At 56.0% G+C, this 17748-nt stretch carries 16 protein-coding genes and 1 pseudogene; 11 read left to right on the top strand and 6 right to left on the bottom strand.

What is annotated here, in order from left to right:
* Positions 1–129: 129 nt before the first annotated feature.
* From PMI23_RS01730 to PMI23_RS01740, 3 genes are all read left to right on the top strand, one after another.
* Entirely contained in the window at positions 130–1503 is a 1374-nt protein-coding gene (locus PMI23_RS01730) for a DUF1329 domain-containing protein (protein WP_007911539.1), read from the top strand.
* 159 nt (positions 1504–1662) lie between these two features.
* On the top strand, positions 1663–2016 hold the full coding sequence (locus PMI23_RS01735) for a type II toxin-antitoxin system HigB family toxin (protein ID WP_228759094.1): 354 nt from the start codon (positions 1663–1665) through the stop codon (positions 2014–2016).
* Positions 2017–2069: 53 nt separating this feature from the next.
* Entirely contained in the window at positions 2070–2543 is a 474-nt protein-coding gene (locus PMI23_RS01740) for a helix-turn-helix domain-containing protein (protein WP_007911534.1), read from the top strand.
* A 145-nt stretch (positions 2544–2688) separates the two neighbouring features.
* On the opposite strand, the gene PMI23_RS30245 is transcribed toward PMI23_RS01740, so the two are convergent.
* Both PMI23_RS30245 and PMI23_RS30250 read right to left on the bottom strand, forming a co-directional pair.
* Entirely contained in the window at positions 2689–3552 is an 864-nt protein-coding gene (locus tag PMI23_RS30245) for a methyl-accepting chemotaxis protein (RefSeq protein WP_371748303.1), read from the bottom strand.
* Positions 3547–4608 (bottom strand): annotated as a pseudogene (locus tag PMI23_RS30250) (methyl-accepting chemotaxis protein); the annotation flags it as partial. The gene PMI23_RS30245 and the pseudogene PMI23_RS30250, both read right to left, overlap by 6 nt.
* Positions 4609–4861: 253 nt before the next feature.
* Here PMI23_RS30250 and PMI23_RS01750 point away from each other — a divergent pair.
* Both PMI23_RS01750 and PMI23_RS01755 read left to right on the top strand, forming a co-directional pair.
* Entirely contained in the window at positions 4862–5533 is a 672-nt protein-coding gene (locus tag PMI23_RS01750) for a histidine phosphatase family protein (RefSeq protein WP_042704871.1), read from the top strand.
* Complete coding sequence (locus tag PMI23_RS01755; protein ID WP_007911528.1) at positions 5530–6351, top strand: phosphatase PAP2 family protein; 822 nt, start codon at positions 5530–5532, stop codon at positions 6349–6351. Before PMI23_RS01750 ends, PMI23_RS01755 begins: the two co-directional genes overlap by 4 nt.
* Before the next feature lie 62 nt (positions 6352–6413).
* Here PMI23_RS01755 and PMI23_RS01760 read toward each other — a convergent pair whose 3' ends face one another.
* The 4 genes from PMI23_RS01760 to PMI23_RS01775 all read right to left on the bottom strand — a co-directional run bounded on the left by PMI23_RS01760 (position 6414) and on the right by PMI23_RS01775 (position 10295).
* On the bottom strand, positions 6414–7853 hold the full coding sequence (locus tag PMI23_RS01760) for an ArnT family glycosyltransferase (RefSeq protein ID WP_177321036.1): 1440 nt from the start codon (positions 7851–7853) through the stop codon (positions 6414–6416).
* Between the two features lie 68 nt (positions 7854–7921).
* Positions 7922–8509: a ribosomal protein S5-alanine N-acetyltransferase gene (rimJ, locus tag PMI23_RS01765; protein ID WP_007915144.1), complete on the bottom strand. Its 588-nt coding sequence runs from the start codon at positions 8507–8509 to the stop codon at positions 7922–7924.
* A gap of 248 nt (positions 8510–8757) precedes the next feature.
* On the bottom strand, positions 8758–9132 hold the full coding sequence (locus tag PMI23_RS01770) for a DUF6124 family protein (RefSeq protein WP_007915146.1): 375 nt from the start codon (positions 9130–9132) through the stop codon (positions 8758–8760).
* A gap of 239 nt (positions 9133–9371) precedes the next feature.
* The gene (locus PMI23_RS01775) at positions 9372–10295 is read right to left on the bottom strand and encodes a hypothetical protein (protein ID WP_007915148.1); all 924 of its coding nucleotides are present in this window, start codon (positions 10293–10295) and stop codon (positions 9372–9374) included.
* A 216-nt stretch (positions 10296–10511) separates the two neighbouring features.
* Between PMI23_RS01775 and PMI23_RS01780 the strand changes: the two genes are divergently transcribed.
* The 6 genes from PMI23_RS01780 to PMI23_RS01800 all read left to right on the top strand — a co-directional run bounded on the left by PMI23_RS01780 (position 10512) and on the right by PMI23_RS01800 (position 17539).
* The gene (locus PMI23_RS01780; protein WP_042704870.1) at positions 10512–11552 is read left to right on the top strand and encodes a DMT family transporter; all 1041 of its coding nucleotides are present in this window, start codon (positions 10512–10514) and stop codon (positions 11550–11552) included.
* A gap of 1098 nt (positions 11553–12650) precedes the next feature.
* Positions 12651–12860 (top strand): hypothetical protein, encoded by a 210-nt coding sequence (locus PMI23_RS01785; RefSeq protein WP_007915155.1) that lies wholly within the window; start codon positions 12651–12653, stop codon positions 12858–12860.
* Positions 12853–14928: a DEAD/DEAH box helicase family protein gene (locus tag PMI23_RS01790; RefSeq protein WP_007915156.1), complete on the top strand. Its 2076-nt coding sequence runs from the start codon at positions 12853–12855 to the stop codon at positions 14926–14928. The genes PMI23_RS01785 and PMI23_RS01790 overlap by 8 nt, the downstream gene beginning before the upstream one ends.
* A 1-nt stretch (position 14929) precedes the next feature.
* Positions 14930–15103 (top strand): hypothetical protein, encoded by a 174-nt coding sequence (locus tag PMI23_RS29830; RefSeq protein ID WP_007915158.1) that lies wholly within the window; start codon positions 14930–14932, stop codon positions 15101–15103.
* The gene (locus PMI23_RS01795; RefSeq protein ID WP_007915160.1) at positions 15100–17109 is read left to right on the top strand and encodes an AAA family ATPase; all 2010 of its coding nucleotides are present in this window, start codon (positions 15100–15102) and stop codon (positions 17107–17109) included. The genes PMI23_RS29830 and PMI23_RS01795 overlap by 4 nt, the downstream gene beginning before the upstream one ends.
* Complete coding sequence (locus tag PMI23_RS01800) at positions 17102–17539, top strand: DNA phosphorothioation-associated protein 4 (protein WP_007915165.1); 438 nt, start codon at positions 17102–17104, stop codon at positions 17537–17539. The genes PMI23_RS01795 and PMI23_RS01800 overlap by 8 nt, the downstream gene beginning before the upstream one ends.
* Positions 17540–17748 lie beyond the last annotated feature (209 nt).

The raw sequence follows: 17748 nt of genomic DNA on the forward strand, positions 1-17748 counted from the left end.
AGCCTGCTCGCGATAGCGAATTTTCAGTCGCTGTAGGTGTTGTCTGACACACCGCTATCGCGAGCAGGCTCACTCCTACAGGGGATCTACGGTGATTTTCAGACCTCACTCCCGTTTCGGAGATCGATCATGTTTCACACTTCAAGATTGACCAAAGCTTCGCTAGGGCTTGTTTTAGGCCTTGCCGCCAGCACCGCTCTGGCCGCCATCACCCCACAACAAGCCGAACAACTGAAAACCACCCTGACTCCGATGGGCGCCGAGCGCGCGGGTAACGCCGCCGGCACTATTCCCGCGTGGACCGGCGGCATCACCCAGGTGCCTGCCGGCTACAAACCGGGCCAGCATCACCCCGATCCATACGCGGCCGACAAACCGCTGTTCACTATCACCAAAGCCAACCTCGACCAGTACAAGGCCCACCTCAGCCCCGGTCAGATCGCCCTGTTCAACAGCTACCCCGACACCTTTCAGATGCCGGTCTACCCGTCCCGCCGCTCCGGCTCAGCACCGCAATGGCTGTACGACAACACCCTGAAAAACGCCACCTCAGCAAAATTGCTCGAAGGCGGCAGCGGCTTCTCCGATGCCTACGGCGGCGTACCTTTTCCGGTGCCCAAGGATGGCGTTGAAGTGTTGTGGAACCACATCACTCGCTATCGCGGCATCTACGTCGTGCGCCGCGCCTCCGAAGCACCGGTGCAGCGCAATGGCAGCTTCGCGCTGGTGACGTCGCAGCAGGAAGCGCTGTTCAACTACTACCGCCCGAACGGCCAGTTCGCCGACCTGAAAAACATCCTGTTCTACTACCTCGCCTTCGTGAAAAGCCCGGCACGGCTGGCCGGCGGTGCCGCACTGGTGCACGAAACCCTCGATCAACTCAAGGACGCACGCCAGGCCTGGATCTACGACGCCGGCCAACGCCGCGTGCGCCGCGCACCGAACCTCGCTTACGACACGCCGATCGCTTCATCCGATGGCCTGCGCACCGCCGACGACACCGACCTGTTCAACGGCTCACCGGATCGCTACGAGTGGAAGCTCAAGGGCAAACAGGAAATCTACATCCCCTACAACAACTACAAAGTCGCCAGCCCCGAGGTGAAATACGCGCAGTTGCTGACCCCCGGCCACCTCAATCCGCAATACACCCGCTACGAGTTGCACCGGGTCTGGGTGGTGGAAGGCAACCTGAAACCCGGGTCGCGGCACATCTATTCCAAGCGTGTGCTGTTTCTCGATGAAGACAGCTGGGGCGCGGCACTGGTTGATCAATACGACGGGCGAGGGGAGTTGTGGCGGGTGTCGATGGCTTACCTGAAAAACTTTTATGACCTGCCGACGACGTGGAGTGCGCTGGATGTTTTCCACGATTTGCAGGCGCGGCGTTACTACGTGCAGAACCTTGATAACGAAGAAGCGGAGACTGTCGATTTCGCGCAACCGGTGCCGGAGGATGCGTATTTTATGCCGTCGGCGTTGCGGCAGCGTGGGACGCGGTGATGGCTGAAGTTTAAGTCCGCACCACTGACAGAAAAAAGCCCGAAGCCACTGATACATTTGGCTTCGGGTTTGTTCTGTGGAGCTAAATATATCTACTTTACAGATATCTGTATTTGAGATAATTTGGGCGCATGTAGGGATACCAGAACCGAAAATTGTATGAGAGTGATCACAAAAGCGGCGGTTGCGCGGGCCATTGAGACTCATGGCCAGTGGAGAGATCCTCTCACCTTGTGGCTAACCATCTTCGACAGAGCATCGCTGCGCTTCGAGTCGTTTGAGAAGCTTCGTCAAGACTGGGCCAGCGCCTCAGGTTGGAACGTTGATCGTATCCCTCACTCGAAGCTGAGGCTGACGAGCAAGAAAGGTCCGCTTGATATTTACGTTTTTGATATCAAGAAAAACGAGTGCCGTGTCATTACGTGGATCAACACGAAGACTGGCACTATCTATATCAAGGACATTCTTCCCCATGCCGGATATGACAAATGGTGGAAGGGTGATGTCAAGTAGTTGGCCAGAATGAAATACGCTATTTATGTTTAACGAAAATAAAGGTGATCTCAATGAAGCGTAATAAAGTCGAAGCGACAGGACTGGATTCCTTCATAGCCGATATTTCACCCATGCTTGAGGGGCTGGGCGATCAGCTAGCGACTTTGTCCAAGTTGTTGTCTGCCTGCCATGATCCGATAAAAAATGATGACGATCTGCAAGTGCGAATGGCCCTGATTGATGAGCTTTATTCCCACGCGAACACCGAGGATCATGCTGCGGCACGGTTTGCGGAGTTTGTGGCTGATCGGGTTTATGAGTACGAAAATGAAACGGTGTTGATTGCTTATTCGTCCCAATCTGAAGCGCTGGCGTTTCTGCTGTCGGAAAGAGGCGTTAAACAGAAGGACTTGTCTGAGATCGCAACTCAGAGTGCTGTTTCAGAGATATTGAATAACAAGCGAAAAATGACCGTTGCTCAGATAAAGGGATTCGCCGAGTTCTTTAAAGTGCCAGTCGAGTTTTTTATGCACGGTGTGGTTTGACGCTAAGCGGTGAAAGGCCTGACGCAATCGCGGGCAAGCCCGCTCCCACAGGTCATGAGTCGAACACAATATCTGTGAACGACCGAAAAATCTGTGGGAGCGGGCTTGCCCGCGATTGGTTTTTTGCTTCAACGCTGTACGAAGATCAAACGCGGAAGTGGCTGACCATCTGCTGCAACTGACCACCCAAACGCGCCAGTTCAACGCTCGACGCTGCCGTCTCATCACTCGCCGCTGCGGTCTGTTCCGACACGTCGCGTACGTTGATGATGCTGCGGCTGATCTCTTCGGCCACGGCGCTCTGCTGTTCAGCCGCTGCGGCGATCTGCTGGTTCATCGACTGGATGTTCGACACCGTGCGGGTGATGTTTTCCAGTGAGGCGCCAGCCTTGCGGGTCAGGGCCACGCTGCTGTCGGTCAGGGCGCGGCTGTTGCTCATTACCGCTGAAACCTGCTGGGTGCCGTTCTGCAGACCGGCGACCAGGCCTTCGATTTCCTCGGTGGATTTCTGCGTACGCTGCGCCAGGCCACGCACTTCATCGGCGACCACGGCGAAACCACGACCGGCTTCACCGGCACGCGCGGCTTCGATTGCAGCGTTGAGGGCCAGCAGGTTGGTCTGTTCGGCAACAGCCTTGATCACGTCCATGACGCTGCCGATCTTGTCGCTTTCCTGTTGCAGCACGCTCATGGCTTCGGTGGAACGCACCACTTCGCTGGCCAGACGTTCGATCTGCGCGATGGCTTCGTTGACCACTTTGTCACCTTCACGGGCTTCGCCGTCAGCGGCGGCGGCCGCTTGCGAGGCTTCTTCGGCGTTGCGCGCGACTTCCTGCACGGTGGCGGTCATCTCGTGCATGGCGGTGGCGACCTGATCGGTCTCGACTTTCTGGCTGTTTACACCGGCGCTGGTCTGCTCGGTGACGGCCGACAGTTCTTCAGCGGCGCTGGCAATCTGGGTGACGCCGTCGCGGATACCGCTGATCAAGTCACGCAGGGTCACACCCATGCGCGCGATGCCTTGTTGCAGCACGCCGAGTTCGTCGCGGCGGGTGACGGTGACGTTCTGGGTCAGGTCGCCGCTGGCGATGCGCTCGACCACGGCCAGGGTTTCCTGCAACGGACGGGTGATCTGACGGGTGATGATTACCGCAGCAATCACGCCAACCAGCAGGGCGAGCAGGGTGCTGATCAACTGGAAGGTACGCGCCTGGGCGCTTTCCGCGTCACGGCGATCGAGCTGGATCTGATACAGCTGCTCGCTCAGGGCGACGATGGTGGTGCCCTGGTCGGTCATTTCCTTACGCGCCTGCACGGCATCGGTGTTGGCGTTCTTGTACGCCATCAACGCGCTGCGATAGCTGGTCAACGCAGATTCCAATTGGCGCAAGGCATCCTGCTGAGTCGCAGCAAATTGCGCATTCAATGACTTGAGGCTGGCGATGGCCGCGTCGATCTGGCCGACGGCTTTCTGTTCGGTTTCGGCGTTGGTGGTGGCGGTGTAACCGCGCACTTCGTAGCGCGCGAGGATGAACGCTTCCTTGGCGGCGGTGATCGCCTGGAACTGTTCGAAACGCTGCTCGCTCATGTCCATCTGCTGCACGCGTTTGCTGATCGATTCGATCTGGTTGTATGCGGTCTCGGCACTCACGCTCATGCTGTCGCGGGCGCTGTTGCCGGTGCGATAGGCGTTACGCATTTTGTTCAGCGACGTCTGGTATTCAGCGATGGTCGCTGCCTGCTCCTTGAGCAGTTTGACGTTTTCCGGGCTCTTGAAGCTGTTGATCAGCTTCTGTTGCTGCGCGGCGAAGCTTTCGAGGGTGGTCTGCACATTCTGCGCGGCGGTTTCATCGCCATTGGTCAGCATGTACTGCAGGCGCACCACGCGTAGTTTGGTCAGACCGGCATTGAGCTGGGTGATATCGCTCATCCAGTTGCTGCGGTCGATCAGGCCACCGAGGCTGGTCCAGCCTGTCAGGGCCAGCACGCAGGTCAGGGCCAGCACCAGGCCGAAGCCCAGGCCTAATTTCATGTTCACGCTGATGTTGCCGAACCAGCTATTCATCAAAAATCCTCCAGAAACGTTGGGTTTCTTGTCGTCAGTTAGGCTGGAAGATTGTTGTTTTTTTGAGCCAGCAAGGGTGTTAGCAGGTTTGTATCGGCCGCATTTCCCAGAGCTGAAAGGATTTTGTCCTACGGAATTTGTAACATCGGATCCCAAGACTTTTTTCACATGGGTTTCACTGGCTGCCCACGCCCGCCTCTGTACCTTCGCCGCATCGAATGAACCCGTGATGCAGAGTGGCGAGGCGGTTTTTGTGGAATTGAGACTGAGTCTGTTCGGCGTCAAACGCTCGATCGATCTGAGCTTTTTGGCGCGTTTTCGCAACACTTGGGTGGTGTTGGCGGCATCGGTATTGGTGATGCCACTGACCCTGTGGTTGCTGGCGCCGGCGGCGGTGCCGGACCTGGCCCACGGCAACGTGGCGGGTGCGCAAGCGTTGGCGACGGGCTGGGCCAAGGGCGACATGATCGTTCTGGTGCGGCACGTTGAACGTTGCGATCACTCCAAAGCCGCGTGCCTGAGTGGCAATGACGGCATCACCGATCGCTCGCGCAGTGTCGCGGTGGCGGTCGGTGCACAGTTCGAACAACTGGGCCTGAACAACGCCGACATTTATAACAGCCCGTCGATGCGCACGGTGCAGACCGCCGGTTACATGTTCAACCATGCCGCCAGCGGTGACGATTGGTTGATCAACTGCCGTGGGCGCATGTTGCAGGATGCGCTGGCCCACAAGCTGCCCGGTCGCAATCTGGTCCTGGTGACCCACAGCGAATGCATGGCGCAAATCGAGAAAGACCTCAAAGTGCCGACCTCGGACGTGGGTTACGGCTCGTCATTGTTTGTTTCCGCTGCCAGCCCAGCGGCTCCCAAGATGCTCGGCTTCATTGAAGCCTCCGACTGGCGCACGGTGAATAGCCGATGAAATCCCGCTTCTACGCTTACAACTTTGGTATTCCGCTCGCCTGTGCGGCGCTGGTGTTCCTGATGTTCGACATGACCAAGATCGACATCGCCTTCAGCAACCTGCTGTTCGATCCGCTGACGCAGACCTTCCCACTCGACAAAATCCACTTTTTTGAAAAGCTCACCCACAAATGGGCGCGGATCATTCCCAACTGGACGGCAGAAATCGCCCTGATCGGCGCGCTGTTATCGCTGGTCTGGCCGTTGGTCAATCCGCAGAAACGTCCGCGACTCGGCACAATGCTTGAGCGCAGTAAAGTCGCGCCAGTGCTGCGATTTGCCGCTGATCATCGTAGGGATTTTCTGTTTGTGGTGGTCGCATTTGCGGTCTGCACCGGGGTGATTCATTTCCTTAAGTCCCACACCAGCGTTTACTGCCCGATCGAGACCACGCTGTACGGCGGGAAAATGGCCCACATTGAGTGGTACAGCAATTTTCAACTGTTCCACGAAGCCGGAAGTGGCCGGTGCTGGCCAGGTGGTCATGCGTCGGGTGGCTTCACCATGCTGGCGCTGTATTTCGTGGCGCGGCGCTATCAATGGCGCTTTTCCAGTGCCATCTTGTGGGGCTCGCTGTTGCTGGGGGTCGTTTATGGCACTACTCGCGTCCTGCAAGGCTGGCACTACATGTCCCACACGTTCTGGGCCGGAATCTTCGTGTGGCTGGCGTGTTTACTGACGGCGTTGGCCTTCTACGGACGCGCGCGGCTGGATGTGCCGGTGCTGGGCAAGCGCAAACAGAAAGCTTTCAGTGCGCAGCCTGAGGTTTCTCTCTGAACCCGTTCAAATGAAATGAAAACCCGCCATCACGGCGGGTTTTTTATGGGCCTGCGCAGGTCTCAATAGCCGACGAAGTAATACGCCTGTCGTCCGACCATCATGGTCTTGAGCACTTTCAGTGGGGCGGCGGGTTCGCTGTCGCCGGCCATCACCACGACATGGGATGGCGAGGCCGCGAGGAAATCTCGCAACTGCACTTCGGTATCCAGGCCTTTGAGCACTTGCTGGGTATAGAAGACCGTAGCGCCACCGACCCGCTCATTGGCCTGAAACAGCGCGACTTGATGCCCAGCGGTTTGCAGCGTCTGAATTTCAGCGCTCAACGGCAGGAACGAAAGCTTTTTATCGGCATGAGGCAGTGCCCACTGCGCGGCCGCGAGGTAACTGCCGATCACCAGCGTGAGCACACCGACTGCCAGTGTCTGACGCTGCCGGGCGATTCGGCCTACGAATCCATTACCGGATTCATACTGCTTCAAGCGCTCGAACAGCACGCCTGCATACTCCGCTGCGATCACCGCGGCGGCCGGTGTCATCGACATCAGGTACACCGTGCGTTTGCTCGACGCCAACGTCAGCATGATGAACTGCGCCACGATCCACAGGCTGAAAAGCAGCAGGTAACGATTGGCCTTCAGGTGTTTGCGGAAATGCCAGAGCCCCAGGTACACCAGAATATTCCACGGCAGGAAGGCTTCCGGCAGTTTGGCCAAGTAGTAATAGAACGGTTCATAGTGCCCAGCCTCGACGAACGAACCGCTGAAGCGCCCGACGCTGTTGGTCAGCAGCACCTCTTTGACGGCCTGCGCACCGCCGTGCTGGAAGAGGATGACGAGCCAGATCAGCAGCGGAATCAAACCGACCAGTGTCAGTAAACCCGGGCGTAACCAGTCGGCGATTTTCAGGCGCTTGTCCATCAGGTTGTCGGCCAGCAGATAGGCGAAAATCACCACGCCCGGCATGGCCAGCCCCAGCACACCCTTGCTCAACGTGGCGATGGCGATCCCGACGACAAACAGCAGCGAGTTGCCCAGAGTCGATGCCCGCTGCGCCTGATAAAAGGCCAGCAGCGCGGTGGTCACGCCGAGTGCGAGTAATGCATCCTCACCGACCCCGCGCACGTTGCTCCAGTAACTGGCCATGGTCGCGAGCAGAATGCCTGCGGTCCAGGCAATCATTTTCGGCCGCTCGAAACGCCGCAACATGCCGTACAGCAGCATCACGCTGAGCAACCCGGCAACTGCCGACGCCAGCCGCACGGCCCACGGTGAAACGCCGAACACACGCATGGCGCCCGCATCCAGCCACAGGCTCAGCGGTGGTTTTTCCAGAAACGGTTCGCCGAACAAGCGAGGTGTCACCCAGTCGTCGTCCAGATGCATCTCCATGGCGATGCCAGCCACGCGGGCCTCGGTGGAGCCTTGCAATTGATGGCCGCCCAATGCGAAGAAAAACAGCAGGACGGCAAGCAGAAACAGCGAAGTGACGGCACGTGACATGGGGTTCAGGCAACCGGAAGGGACGGGAGGCCTGAGCATACGTCGGCAATCCTGAACAAATTGTGAAGCTAGGCCAGTTGTCGTGACCAACGCTTCTCCGGCGTTTCGAACAGCGGATTGACCAGCGCCGTCAGCACATGATCCTGCCAGCGTCCGGCAATGTTCAGATACGCCTTGGCGTAACCCTCGCGCTCGAAGCCCAGGCGTTCAAGCAAGCGCTCACTGCGCTCGTTGCCGGGAATGTAGTTGGCCATGATCCTGTGCAGGTTCTGTGTGTCGAACATGTAACCGATACCCGTCTCTAGCGCTTCCTGCATCAAGCCCTGACCCTGTTGGGCCTCATCGATGTGATAACCCAGATAACACGCCTGAAAGGCACCACGAATGATGCCGCTGAAGTTGCACGCGCCGATCATCTGCTGGCCATCCGGCGTCAACAGCGCAAAATGCATGGCCAGCCCGGCCTCGAATGCGCTGGCCTGTATTTCAAGGCGCCGGCGAATCTGCTCGGTGGAAAAATATTCAGTGGTGCGGATCGGAGACCATGGCGCGAGGTGGCGCTGGTTGCGTCGGTAGAACTCGCTTTCCAGCTCGGCCTGCTCCGGTGAAAGTATCGCGAGCGTCAGGCGTTGGCAGGGCAGGGTCAACAGCGGCATCGGGCGCTCCGGCTTGTGGGATCTGCAGGCAGAGTCGCGCAATCACCGGGGTTACGGCAAGTCGTGGCGAAGACAGGACTTTGTTTCAGGCAAAAAAAAGCCCGCAGGAGCGCGGGCGAACCGTAGTTTCTTGAATGAGCGAGCGGACTGTACAAGGGTTGGCCGCGCAGCTGCAGTGAAGAAAAATTCATCTCGATGGGCGGCCCCAATGCAGTCCGATGCGCAACCGAGCGCCGGGGTTTCGCCCGTCAATGGCGGGTTTCAGGCCCGGTAGTGTTCTGTGGTTTCCGCGGATCAAGATTGTCCCGTGCCCGACAAATCAGGATCTCGGCCAGTGCGCTCAATTGCTTCATGGCCACCGCCACATGGCGTTTTGAGCCGTCGAACTCATCGGCAAAAGTTGCGCTGATGGCCGCGAGGGAATCGAGGATCTCGCTGGCGTGGGTGAGCAGGGTCAGGGTGTCGACATCGTCGCGCACCCTGATGAGTTGATTGAGCGGGATGCTACGGCGCCGTTTGTGCGCTTCGCTGTGTGCGCTGTTATTCGATTGCGGTTGGGTGCTGGACGTTGGCGCGTCGGACGGTGCCGGGCCAACCAGCGAAAGACGGGGGATTTTCTTCATGACGTAGCTCCGTGGAGTGAACATTCACTGCAATTGCGGCTGCCAAACCGTCCGCTGGATGGCAGTGGTCGTGGAGCGTAACGCCCTGAGGAACTGTGCACCAGTTCATCAAAGTCGACGCGTGTTGCAGGAATTTTCCTAGGACGTTCGATGTGGGAAGGCGGGCGTAGCGATAAAACCAAACGGCAGTCGCGGTGATCACGGATAGTCCTTTCAAGACGTGTGGTCCGGACGGGAACTCAATACTCCGCCACCTTATCTTCGCGCAGAACCCACCCGGCCTCGCCCGTCACCAACGTGTATTGAACCTGGCGCATCTTCCCCGTGCGGCCTGCGCCTGCATCAGTGCTGTCATACACCGGGAAGCGCTGCACCAAGGCGTTTTCCACCACCGCAAACGAATCCTCGCCCTGATAGCCCTCGGCGATTTTCGGATTGTCGCTGACCGGGCGCAGGTAGATTTCGCTCAGGGATTTCTTGTTGTTGGCTGAATAGGCAATCAGCTCGCCCGGCATGCCGCGTCCGGGAATGCGGGTGAAAACGTAGATTTCGGGCGAGCCGTCGTTGTTCAGGTCGGCAATCTCGGCGCGAACGATATCGCCCTTGAGCGGCCGGGTGATCGCGCTGTTGTCGATTTCCAGGCCTTTGGGCTCAATGCGCAAAACGGCTTGGCCATCGCCCTGTTCACGGCTGACGTGAAAGCGGATGCCCTGCAATTCCAATGTCTGCTCGAACGGTTTCGTCCCGTCCGCCGCATCAGCAGTGGCGAGCCTCAGAGACAACGCATAGTTGGCGACTTCGTTGCGCCGTGCCGCATTGCGCATGAGGTATACCTGAACGGTGTACTCGCCATCGGAAGGTAAGGTGCCGGAAAAGTGATTGCCCATGATCGAGCCGTTGAACAGTGCGTAATCCGCGCCCTTGGCAGTAATGTTGAAGTAAGCGGAGGTGTTGGATGGTTTGAAATCGACGGTGAGCATCTGGCCGGTCCTGGCGTTGAATCGGTACTCCGCCGTTTGGTCACCCTTGATCGACTGTTTGCGCTGGACACTGTCGGCGCTGGTTGTGAAAGCGATCGGTTCGACGCGCACAGCGCCAGCATCTGCTGCGTGGACAGGCAGGGAAATCAGTGCCGCCAGTGTGGCGGCGATCCAGATCTTCATCTTCAACTCCATTCATCTCGATGTTTGCAGCATAGAGGCTGCGTCGAGCCAGCGTCCTGGATTGCGCGGATTAAATGTTGCTGGATTTGAGCGTGTGCTTGAAGGGGCGGCCAGCGTTGGATGTTCGATCCATCAGGAAACCGTTCACATAATTCTCACCTGAGTTCTGCCATGATTATCACCGGCATTCCATCAGCCCGAGCGAGTGATTCCGTCATGAATGTGAGCGTGCTTTACGCGTTGGTTGCGGCAGCATTGTTTGGCGCCAGTACGCCACTCGCCAAGCTGTTGGGGGTGCAGATTTCACCGATTCTATTGGCCGGGTTGCTCTATCTGGGCAGCGGGCTGGGTCTGACCGTCCTGCGTTTTGCCCGCGATCGAGGCTGGCAGCGCTCCGGACTCGGCACCGACGAATGGCCGTGGCTGATCGGAGCCATCGGCTTCGGCGGTGTACTGGCGCCAGTGGCATTGATGTTCGGTTTGACCAGAACGTCCGGCGCGAGCGCGTCACTGATGCTCAATCTGGAATCAGTGCTCACGGCACTGCTGGCGTGGGTCGTGTTCAAGGAAAATGCCGATCGGCGAATCGTGATCGGCATGCTCGCCATCGTGGCCGGCGGTGTCGTGTTGTCATGGCCGCAGGAGGCCGTGTCGGCGCAGGACTGGACAGGGCCGCTCGCCGTCGCCTTCGCCTGCTTTTGCTGGGCCATCGACAACAACCTGACGCGTAAGGTGTCTGCCTCGGATGCACTGTTTATCGCGGGCAGCAAAGGTCTTGTGGCGGGAGTGGTCAACTGCGGCCTCGCCTTGTTAATCGGCAAACAACTGCCCGCAGCTGACTCGCTGGTGCCCATCCTGCTGGTCGGGTTTCTTGGCTACGGCGTCAGCTTGGTGATGTTCGTCCTCGCCCTGCGCGGGCTGGGCAGTGCGCGCACCGGCGCGTACTTTTCCACCGCGCCGTTTCTGGGCGCAGCGATCTCGATTCTGCTACTAGGCGAGTCGGTATCGCTGATGTTCCTGCTCGCAGCAGCGTTGATGGCCGTGGGGGTATGGATTCATCTGATGGAGAACCATACGCATGAGCATCAGCATGAACGGCTCGAGCATGATCATCGCCACACACACGACGAGCATCACCAGCATACGCACGGGTTTGAGTGGGATGGTAGGGAGCCGCACAGTCATTCGCATGTGCATGTGCCGATGCGGCATAGCCACGCGCATTTTCCGGATGTGCATCATCGGCATGAGCATTGAGGTGTGCGAGAAGGGATTGGTTTTTGGCGGTAGGGGCTGGATGGGACGGCCAGATGCGACAAAGCCCGCACTTGGCGGGCTTTGTCGTTGAGAATTGGTGGGCCGGAGTAATCTGAATTGGTGTTGTATCGAATTGAAATAGCTAAACAATATAAAATTACTTTTCTTGCTGGAATACCAAATGGAATACCGTTGAGCTGAAAACTCAACGCTTAGGTTTTTTAGAATTACAAGTGCCTATTTCACGAAGAAAAACTTGGTGAAGTAAATTTTTTTGCCTGTCGACCGTTGCAAAAGTCGATTTGGGGCTATTCCATCTCAGCAGACCGACACCTACGGTGGATGGATCGTCGCGATGCAGGCAGGTTGGTCGCTGAATGCCGATGATCCCGACTGCAGCTTCTATTTTCTGAAGCTGCACTTGGGCGCTTGACCTTCCCCGACTTTCTTCACCAACACCTGCAAAGGCGAGCGGCTGCAAAAGGCACAGGCACGTTTGAAATCATTAGTCCATTTTTGCCGCGAAGCCCCAGTGGGAGCGCCCAGGAGCTGATGAGCGAGTTCTCGACTGTATCGTTATAAGTTTGCGAGATATGAGACTATGCTATCCATTACTGGCACTGTGCCATTTTCTGTGAGGTGCAAGCAAGTATGGGACGGGTCCGTAGAGGCGACGGGGTTGGCTGGTCAAACTGGCTGCCTTAAACCTGCATTGGAACGCCAACCCGAATACCGGAGACAACAAGGCGATGGTGCACGAGGGCGTGACCTTGCTTGGTGCTGAAGAGCGTAAGCATATTATCGAGGCCTGCCTGGCGTGGAGGGCTCAGCCTGTGTGAGGCAATGCGGCGGCGTGCTGGCCTGTTGATGGGAGCTGGCTGGTGAGTAAAGGGCGCGTCTGGCTTTACCTACGATTCGTCAGTGGATATGTTGTCAGGCATCGTAAAATGGCAGATTGCGGTATACCAGGGATGGCCCTTCGAATGTGCTGCGCAACCGCCGCATACCTCCGTGCCACCCTCCGACCCCGTCTTAATTGCCACACCAGTTTGAATTGGGCTGGCCCGCACTATAGCAGGCGGTTGCGGAGTGCTGTGCATGAATGAGTTGAAGCAGGCCCTTCCGGACATCGTCTTAGAGCGGGATTGTGTGCGCTTTGATGGAATGGGTGCGGAGATTGAGCGCTACTACGCCATCGGCGAGCCAACCACCTTATGGCAACTGGATTATCGTAACCATACGGAAGAAAAGTCTATTGATACGGGCGTTCTGGATGCATTGAAAAAGGAGTTCGATCTGTATGTTTGAAGAACTCGATCTTCCGCTGTCGATCAATACTTCTTCCGAAGACCCCAGCGCGACCTTCTTTGACCCGGTTCTAAAGAGAGCAGTCACCTACGACGTAGGTGTGGGGTATTTTACCTCCGGCTGGATTGCGGATACCGCTCAGGGTATCTCGCAGTTCGCCCGGTCCCGGGGTAAAGGTCGATGGATTGTCGGCCACGAGTTGCAGGAGAAGGACTTAGACTGCATCGTGAATTCGAAAACGATGGCGGATAAGGAGTTTCAGGCCAAACGGATTTTTGAGGAAGAGGTGGATGAGCTGTTGTCGGTGCTCAAAGAGGACGCCCGTCTAGCGCTGGCTTGGCTGATCAGGGATGGCATTGTTGAGTTGAAAGTGGCAGTGCCCACCAATAAGCTGAGTGGGATTTACCATGCGAAAAATGGCATTTTTTCGGACGGGGCGGGCAACGATATCGCCTTCAGCGGTTCGTACAATTTGACTTCCAGAGCCTCGTCCAACTGGGAAACCATTGACATTTATCGGTCGTGGACCAGCGAGGAAGGTCGCCTGCGGTGCGAAAAGAAGAAGCACGAATTCGAGAGCACCTGGCAAGGTAGAGACCCCAATCTCCTGATCTTTACACCCACATCCACGACGCTGGATAAAATCAAAGCTTATGCCACTACGGGCTCTCGCCCTTACAGCTTGCCATCTGGCCGCCCGGCCGTCCCCCAAGCCATTCAGAATGACGAGGGGAAGATCCGGGGGTACCAGGAAAAAGCCATCAAAGCCTGGTTTGCTCAGAATGGGCAAGGGCTGTTCTGTATGGCCACCGGGGCCGGCAAAACCATCACCGCCCTGACCGCGGCCACTCGGCTACTGGACTACTTCCGCACTCAACAAGCCAAGCTCGTCATCGTTATCACCGTCCCCTACTTGCACTTAGGGGAGCAGTGGGCGGATGAAGCGGCGTTCTTTGGCTACGACGCGATTAAATGCTACGGGGGGAAAGACAAGTGGTTGGGTACGCTGCAGTCCGCCTACAATCAGCTGCTGTCCGGGGACCGTGACCATATCGTGGCCATTGCGGTCAATGACACTTTCAAGAACAGCCAGTTCCAGTCTTTCCTTAATGGTGTCCGGACCAACTTGTTGTTGGTGTCGGACGAGGTGCATAACATGGGCGCTGAGAACATTGCCCAGAAGCTGCCCCAACAGGCGCGATTCCGAATTGGATTGTCGGCCACACCCATTCGCCACAACGACCCCTTTGGCACCAAGGCCATCTTTGACTACTTCGGTGAGCCGGTAATTGAGTTTGACATCAAGGACGCCATCGACGCTGGTTTTCTGTGCAAATACAACTATTACCCGATCGTCTGTGAGTTGGATCCGGAGGAGCTGGACGAATACATCCGATTGAGCAAAAAGATTGCCCGGCTCATGGCCATGGGGGATAAAGACGATTTTTCCACCAGCGTAAAGCTCGAGCTCATCAAGCGCGCCAAACTCACCGGCAGCAGTGCGGACAAAAAACGCAAACTGAAACAACTGCTGAGCGACAGTCAGGACCGACAACACACCCTGATCTATTCCAGTGAGGCCATCAACGACGGCAAACGGGATATCGACCGGATTGTTCAGATTGTTGGGAGGGACTGCCAATGGCGCGTGGCCAAGTTCACGGCCGAAGAAAGCAAAGATCAACGCGCAGAGATTCTGGGCAGCTTTAGGGCCGGCGACATAGACGCCATTGTTGCCATTAAGTGCCTCGATGAGGGGGTCGACATCCCGCAAACGAAAACCGCTTACATCTTGGCTTCCTCGACCAACCCCCGTCAGTTCATTCAACGACGGGGACGGGTACTGCGTCAGTACGATGGTAAGGGCCATGCTTCCATCTATGACTTTATCGCGATTCCTCCCCTAGACAAGTTGGGGGAGGATGAAGAAACGTTCAATATCGAAAAGAGCATGGTTGAGCGTGAGCTTGATCGAATTAATGAGTTTGCCGAGATTTCCGAAAACTACGGACACACCCTTTCCACCTTACGCGACATCCGAAAAAAACTGAAACTGTTAGGTGCTTAATATGAAGAAGCCCAATGAGGTCATCGAAGCTGCTTCTCCGGAAGTCCTGTCGGTCATCAACCAGGTCTTGAAAATTCATCAAGAAGGCAAGCATTACAGAAATCTTCCAGGAGATATGGAGCGGGACTTCTGCGACCGCATCATCAAGGTGATCAAGGACGAAGTGAAGGTATGAAATTAAAAAAACTAACCATCAGGAATTTTCGGCAGTTCTATGGCGAGGTCTCCATCAGTTTTTCAACCGATGCCAAGGCCAGCGTCACGGTCATCCACGGAGAAAACGGTGCTGGCAAAACGTCCCTGTTGAACGCTTTTAAGTGGGTGCTCTACGGAACCACCGACTTTGATACCAACAACGAAAACCTCCTCAGTGAAAAGGCCATCGCCGAAGCGGTCCAGGACACCACGATCGTCATGTCGGTGACGTTGGAGTTTGAAGATGACGGCGCCACCTACACCGCACACCGGGAGCAAAAATTTGCGAAGGGCGAAGGCATGCATGCGGAGTCCTTGGCCCCCTCCCTACCGTTGCTCACTTGGATTAATTCCGCAGGCCTGTCCGGCCGTTCTTCGAACCCTGAAAGTCAGCTGAATCAAATCTTGCCGGAAGACATGCACGGCTATTTCTTCTTTAACGGGGAACGCATCGAAAAGTTAGCCTACAACAGTGCCTCCACTCAGGTACGAGAGGCCATTAAGTGCCTGATGGGCATGAATATTCTGGAACGTGCCGAAAAGCAGCTAAAAGGTCCGGTGATCCGGCATTTCAACAAAGAAGCCAAAGAGAGTTCTTCTGGCAATATGACAGTGCTGTTGGAAGAGCAATTGAGGTTGACGGATCAAATCCAGCAAAAAGAAGACGAGATCAAGGACTGGAAAAACACCCTGAGTGAAATTGATCTAGAGATCGAAGCCATCGATAAACGGTTGCAGTCGATCGAGGCGATCGCTGAAAAGCAAAAGCGGCGAAAGGTGCTTGAGGAGCAGCTCGAGCAAATCAAAATAGATAAAGCTGACGCCTCGGCTGCGCTCAACAAAAACGTTACAGAACGGGGCTTCTTGGCGTTTATTGAGTCGCAAATGACTGGGGTAAAACAGTATCTGGATGAAATTCGGATCCGTGGGGAAATTCCCAGCAAGATAAAAGCGACCTTTATCGATGATTTGATCGGTCTGGGTAAATGCATCTGCGGGCAGCCGCTGGAGCCGGGAAGTGATTGTGTGAAGACCCTGGAGTCGTACAAAACCACCCTCAAGGATAATGGCGTTGAAGAACAGTTCATGGTGCTGTTTGGTGTCATGTCCCATTTGCAGTCCGAACGTAAAGCATTGTTCGCCAACGTCAATGAGTCGATGACTAAATTGACCGAGCTGGCCGACCGGCGAAATAATTTTCTGGGTCAAATTGATGAGCTGGGCGAAAAGATTAAGGGTGTTGAGGATTCCGCCGATTTGGAGGAGCGGCGGGTGGGATTAAAGGCGGTTAGCCAAGAACTCAACGCCAACTGCGCTATCGGCGAGCACATGAAATCCGCTTGGGAAGACCAGCTCAAAGATAAGGACAAGGAAATTGAAAAAGAACTCGCCAATTCCAACCAGGCGGATTTAAGTCAGCGCAGAAAACAGCTGGCTAAGGAAGTGGCGGGGACTATTGGCGAATTACACGAAGCCATGGCCCACCAGGTTCGCTCAGATTTGTCGAAAAAAGTCGATGACACCTTCCGGAAAATCATGAGGAAAGATTATTGGGCGGAGATCGATGAGGACTTTACGCTCAAAATCTTTAAGAATATCGAAGGGCACGGTAAACAGCCGGTGTGGGAGAAGTCCACCGGTGAGAACCAGGTTACAAGCCTTTGTTTTATTAGCAGCATCGTTAACAGCGCCAAAGAGCGGGCCAGTAAATCGGGTGTGTTTCAAAAGGGCGGCATCTACCCTATCGTAATGGACTCGCCGTTTGGTGCGTTGGACCCTGAGTATCGCCAAAAAGTGGCGACCTTCATTCCGGCACTGGCCGATCAGGTCATCGTCATGGTGTCGAAATCTCAGTGGCGCGGCGAGGTGGAAAGCGAGTTGTCCAAACGCCTGGGTAAGCAATACACGCTCAAATACCATAAGCCTGACCAAGGCAGTGATGAGAAGTTCGAGTACACAAACTTGGAGGAAGGGTTCTATGGTTGATCGCGTCCGGAGACCAGCTAAACATACCGACACCTTAAGCTATCTGAAGGATCACGTGGGTGTCTTCGCCTCCTTTAAGGACATCATGGTGTTTGCCGCGGCCCTGGGTTTTTCCAGAAAGAAGTCGGTGGCGTTCGACAAGTCCAGCGAGCCCATCCCCTTGTCGGTGTTTCGGGGGGAGTACGACGAAGCCTTTATGAACGTGCTTGCCCTGTTCGAGCATCAGGATTCCGGTTACCTGGAGCCTCAGGGCGATAAATTTGACGCCAAAATCAAGCTCTTCGAAGAATACGCCTGCGGCGGTTTGGATATTATCAAAAGCACTATCATCGACCCGGGGCTGGATGCCCAAAGTGCCATCATCAGCCTGATTCTCGATGAGCAGGCCGAGCACACGATCATAGATGATATTACGGCGCTGGGCGCCTAAAGGTCCGGCATCGGTACGGAGGCAGGGACGCCTCCGGCTCCAAAACTGCAGAGTGCAGTGCGGCTTGCCGGTGACGTGGGAATGACGTAGGGAAAATTTTCAAAAGATTTGGCTGGACGAAGTGTAAATCAATGGTTGAACACGATAGTCAGAAAATCAGAATCATAAATGATATTCGGAAAGCACCCATTAGAATGCAGTTTTAGTGT

The sequence above is a fragment of the Pseudomonas sp. GM24 genome (genome assembly GCF_000282235.1).
Classification (GTDB): domain Bacteria; phylum Pseudomonadota; class Gammaproteobacteria; order Pseudomonadales; family Pseudomonadaceae; genus Aquipseudomonas.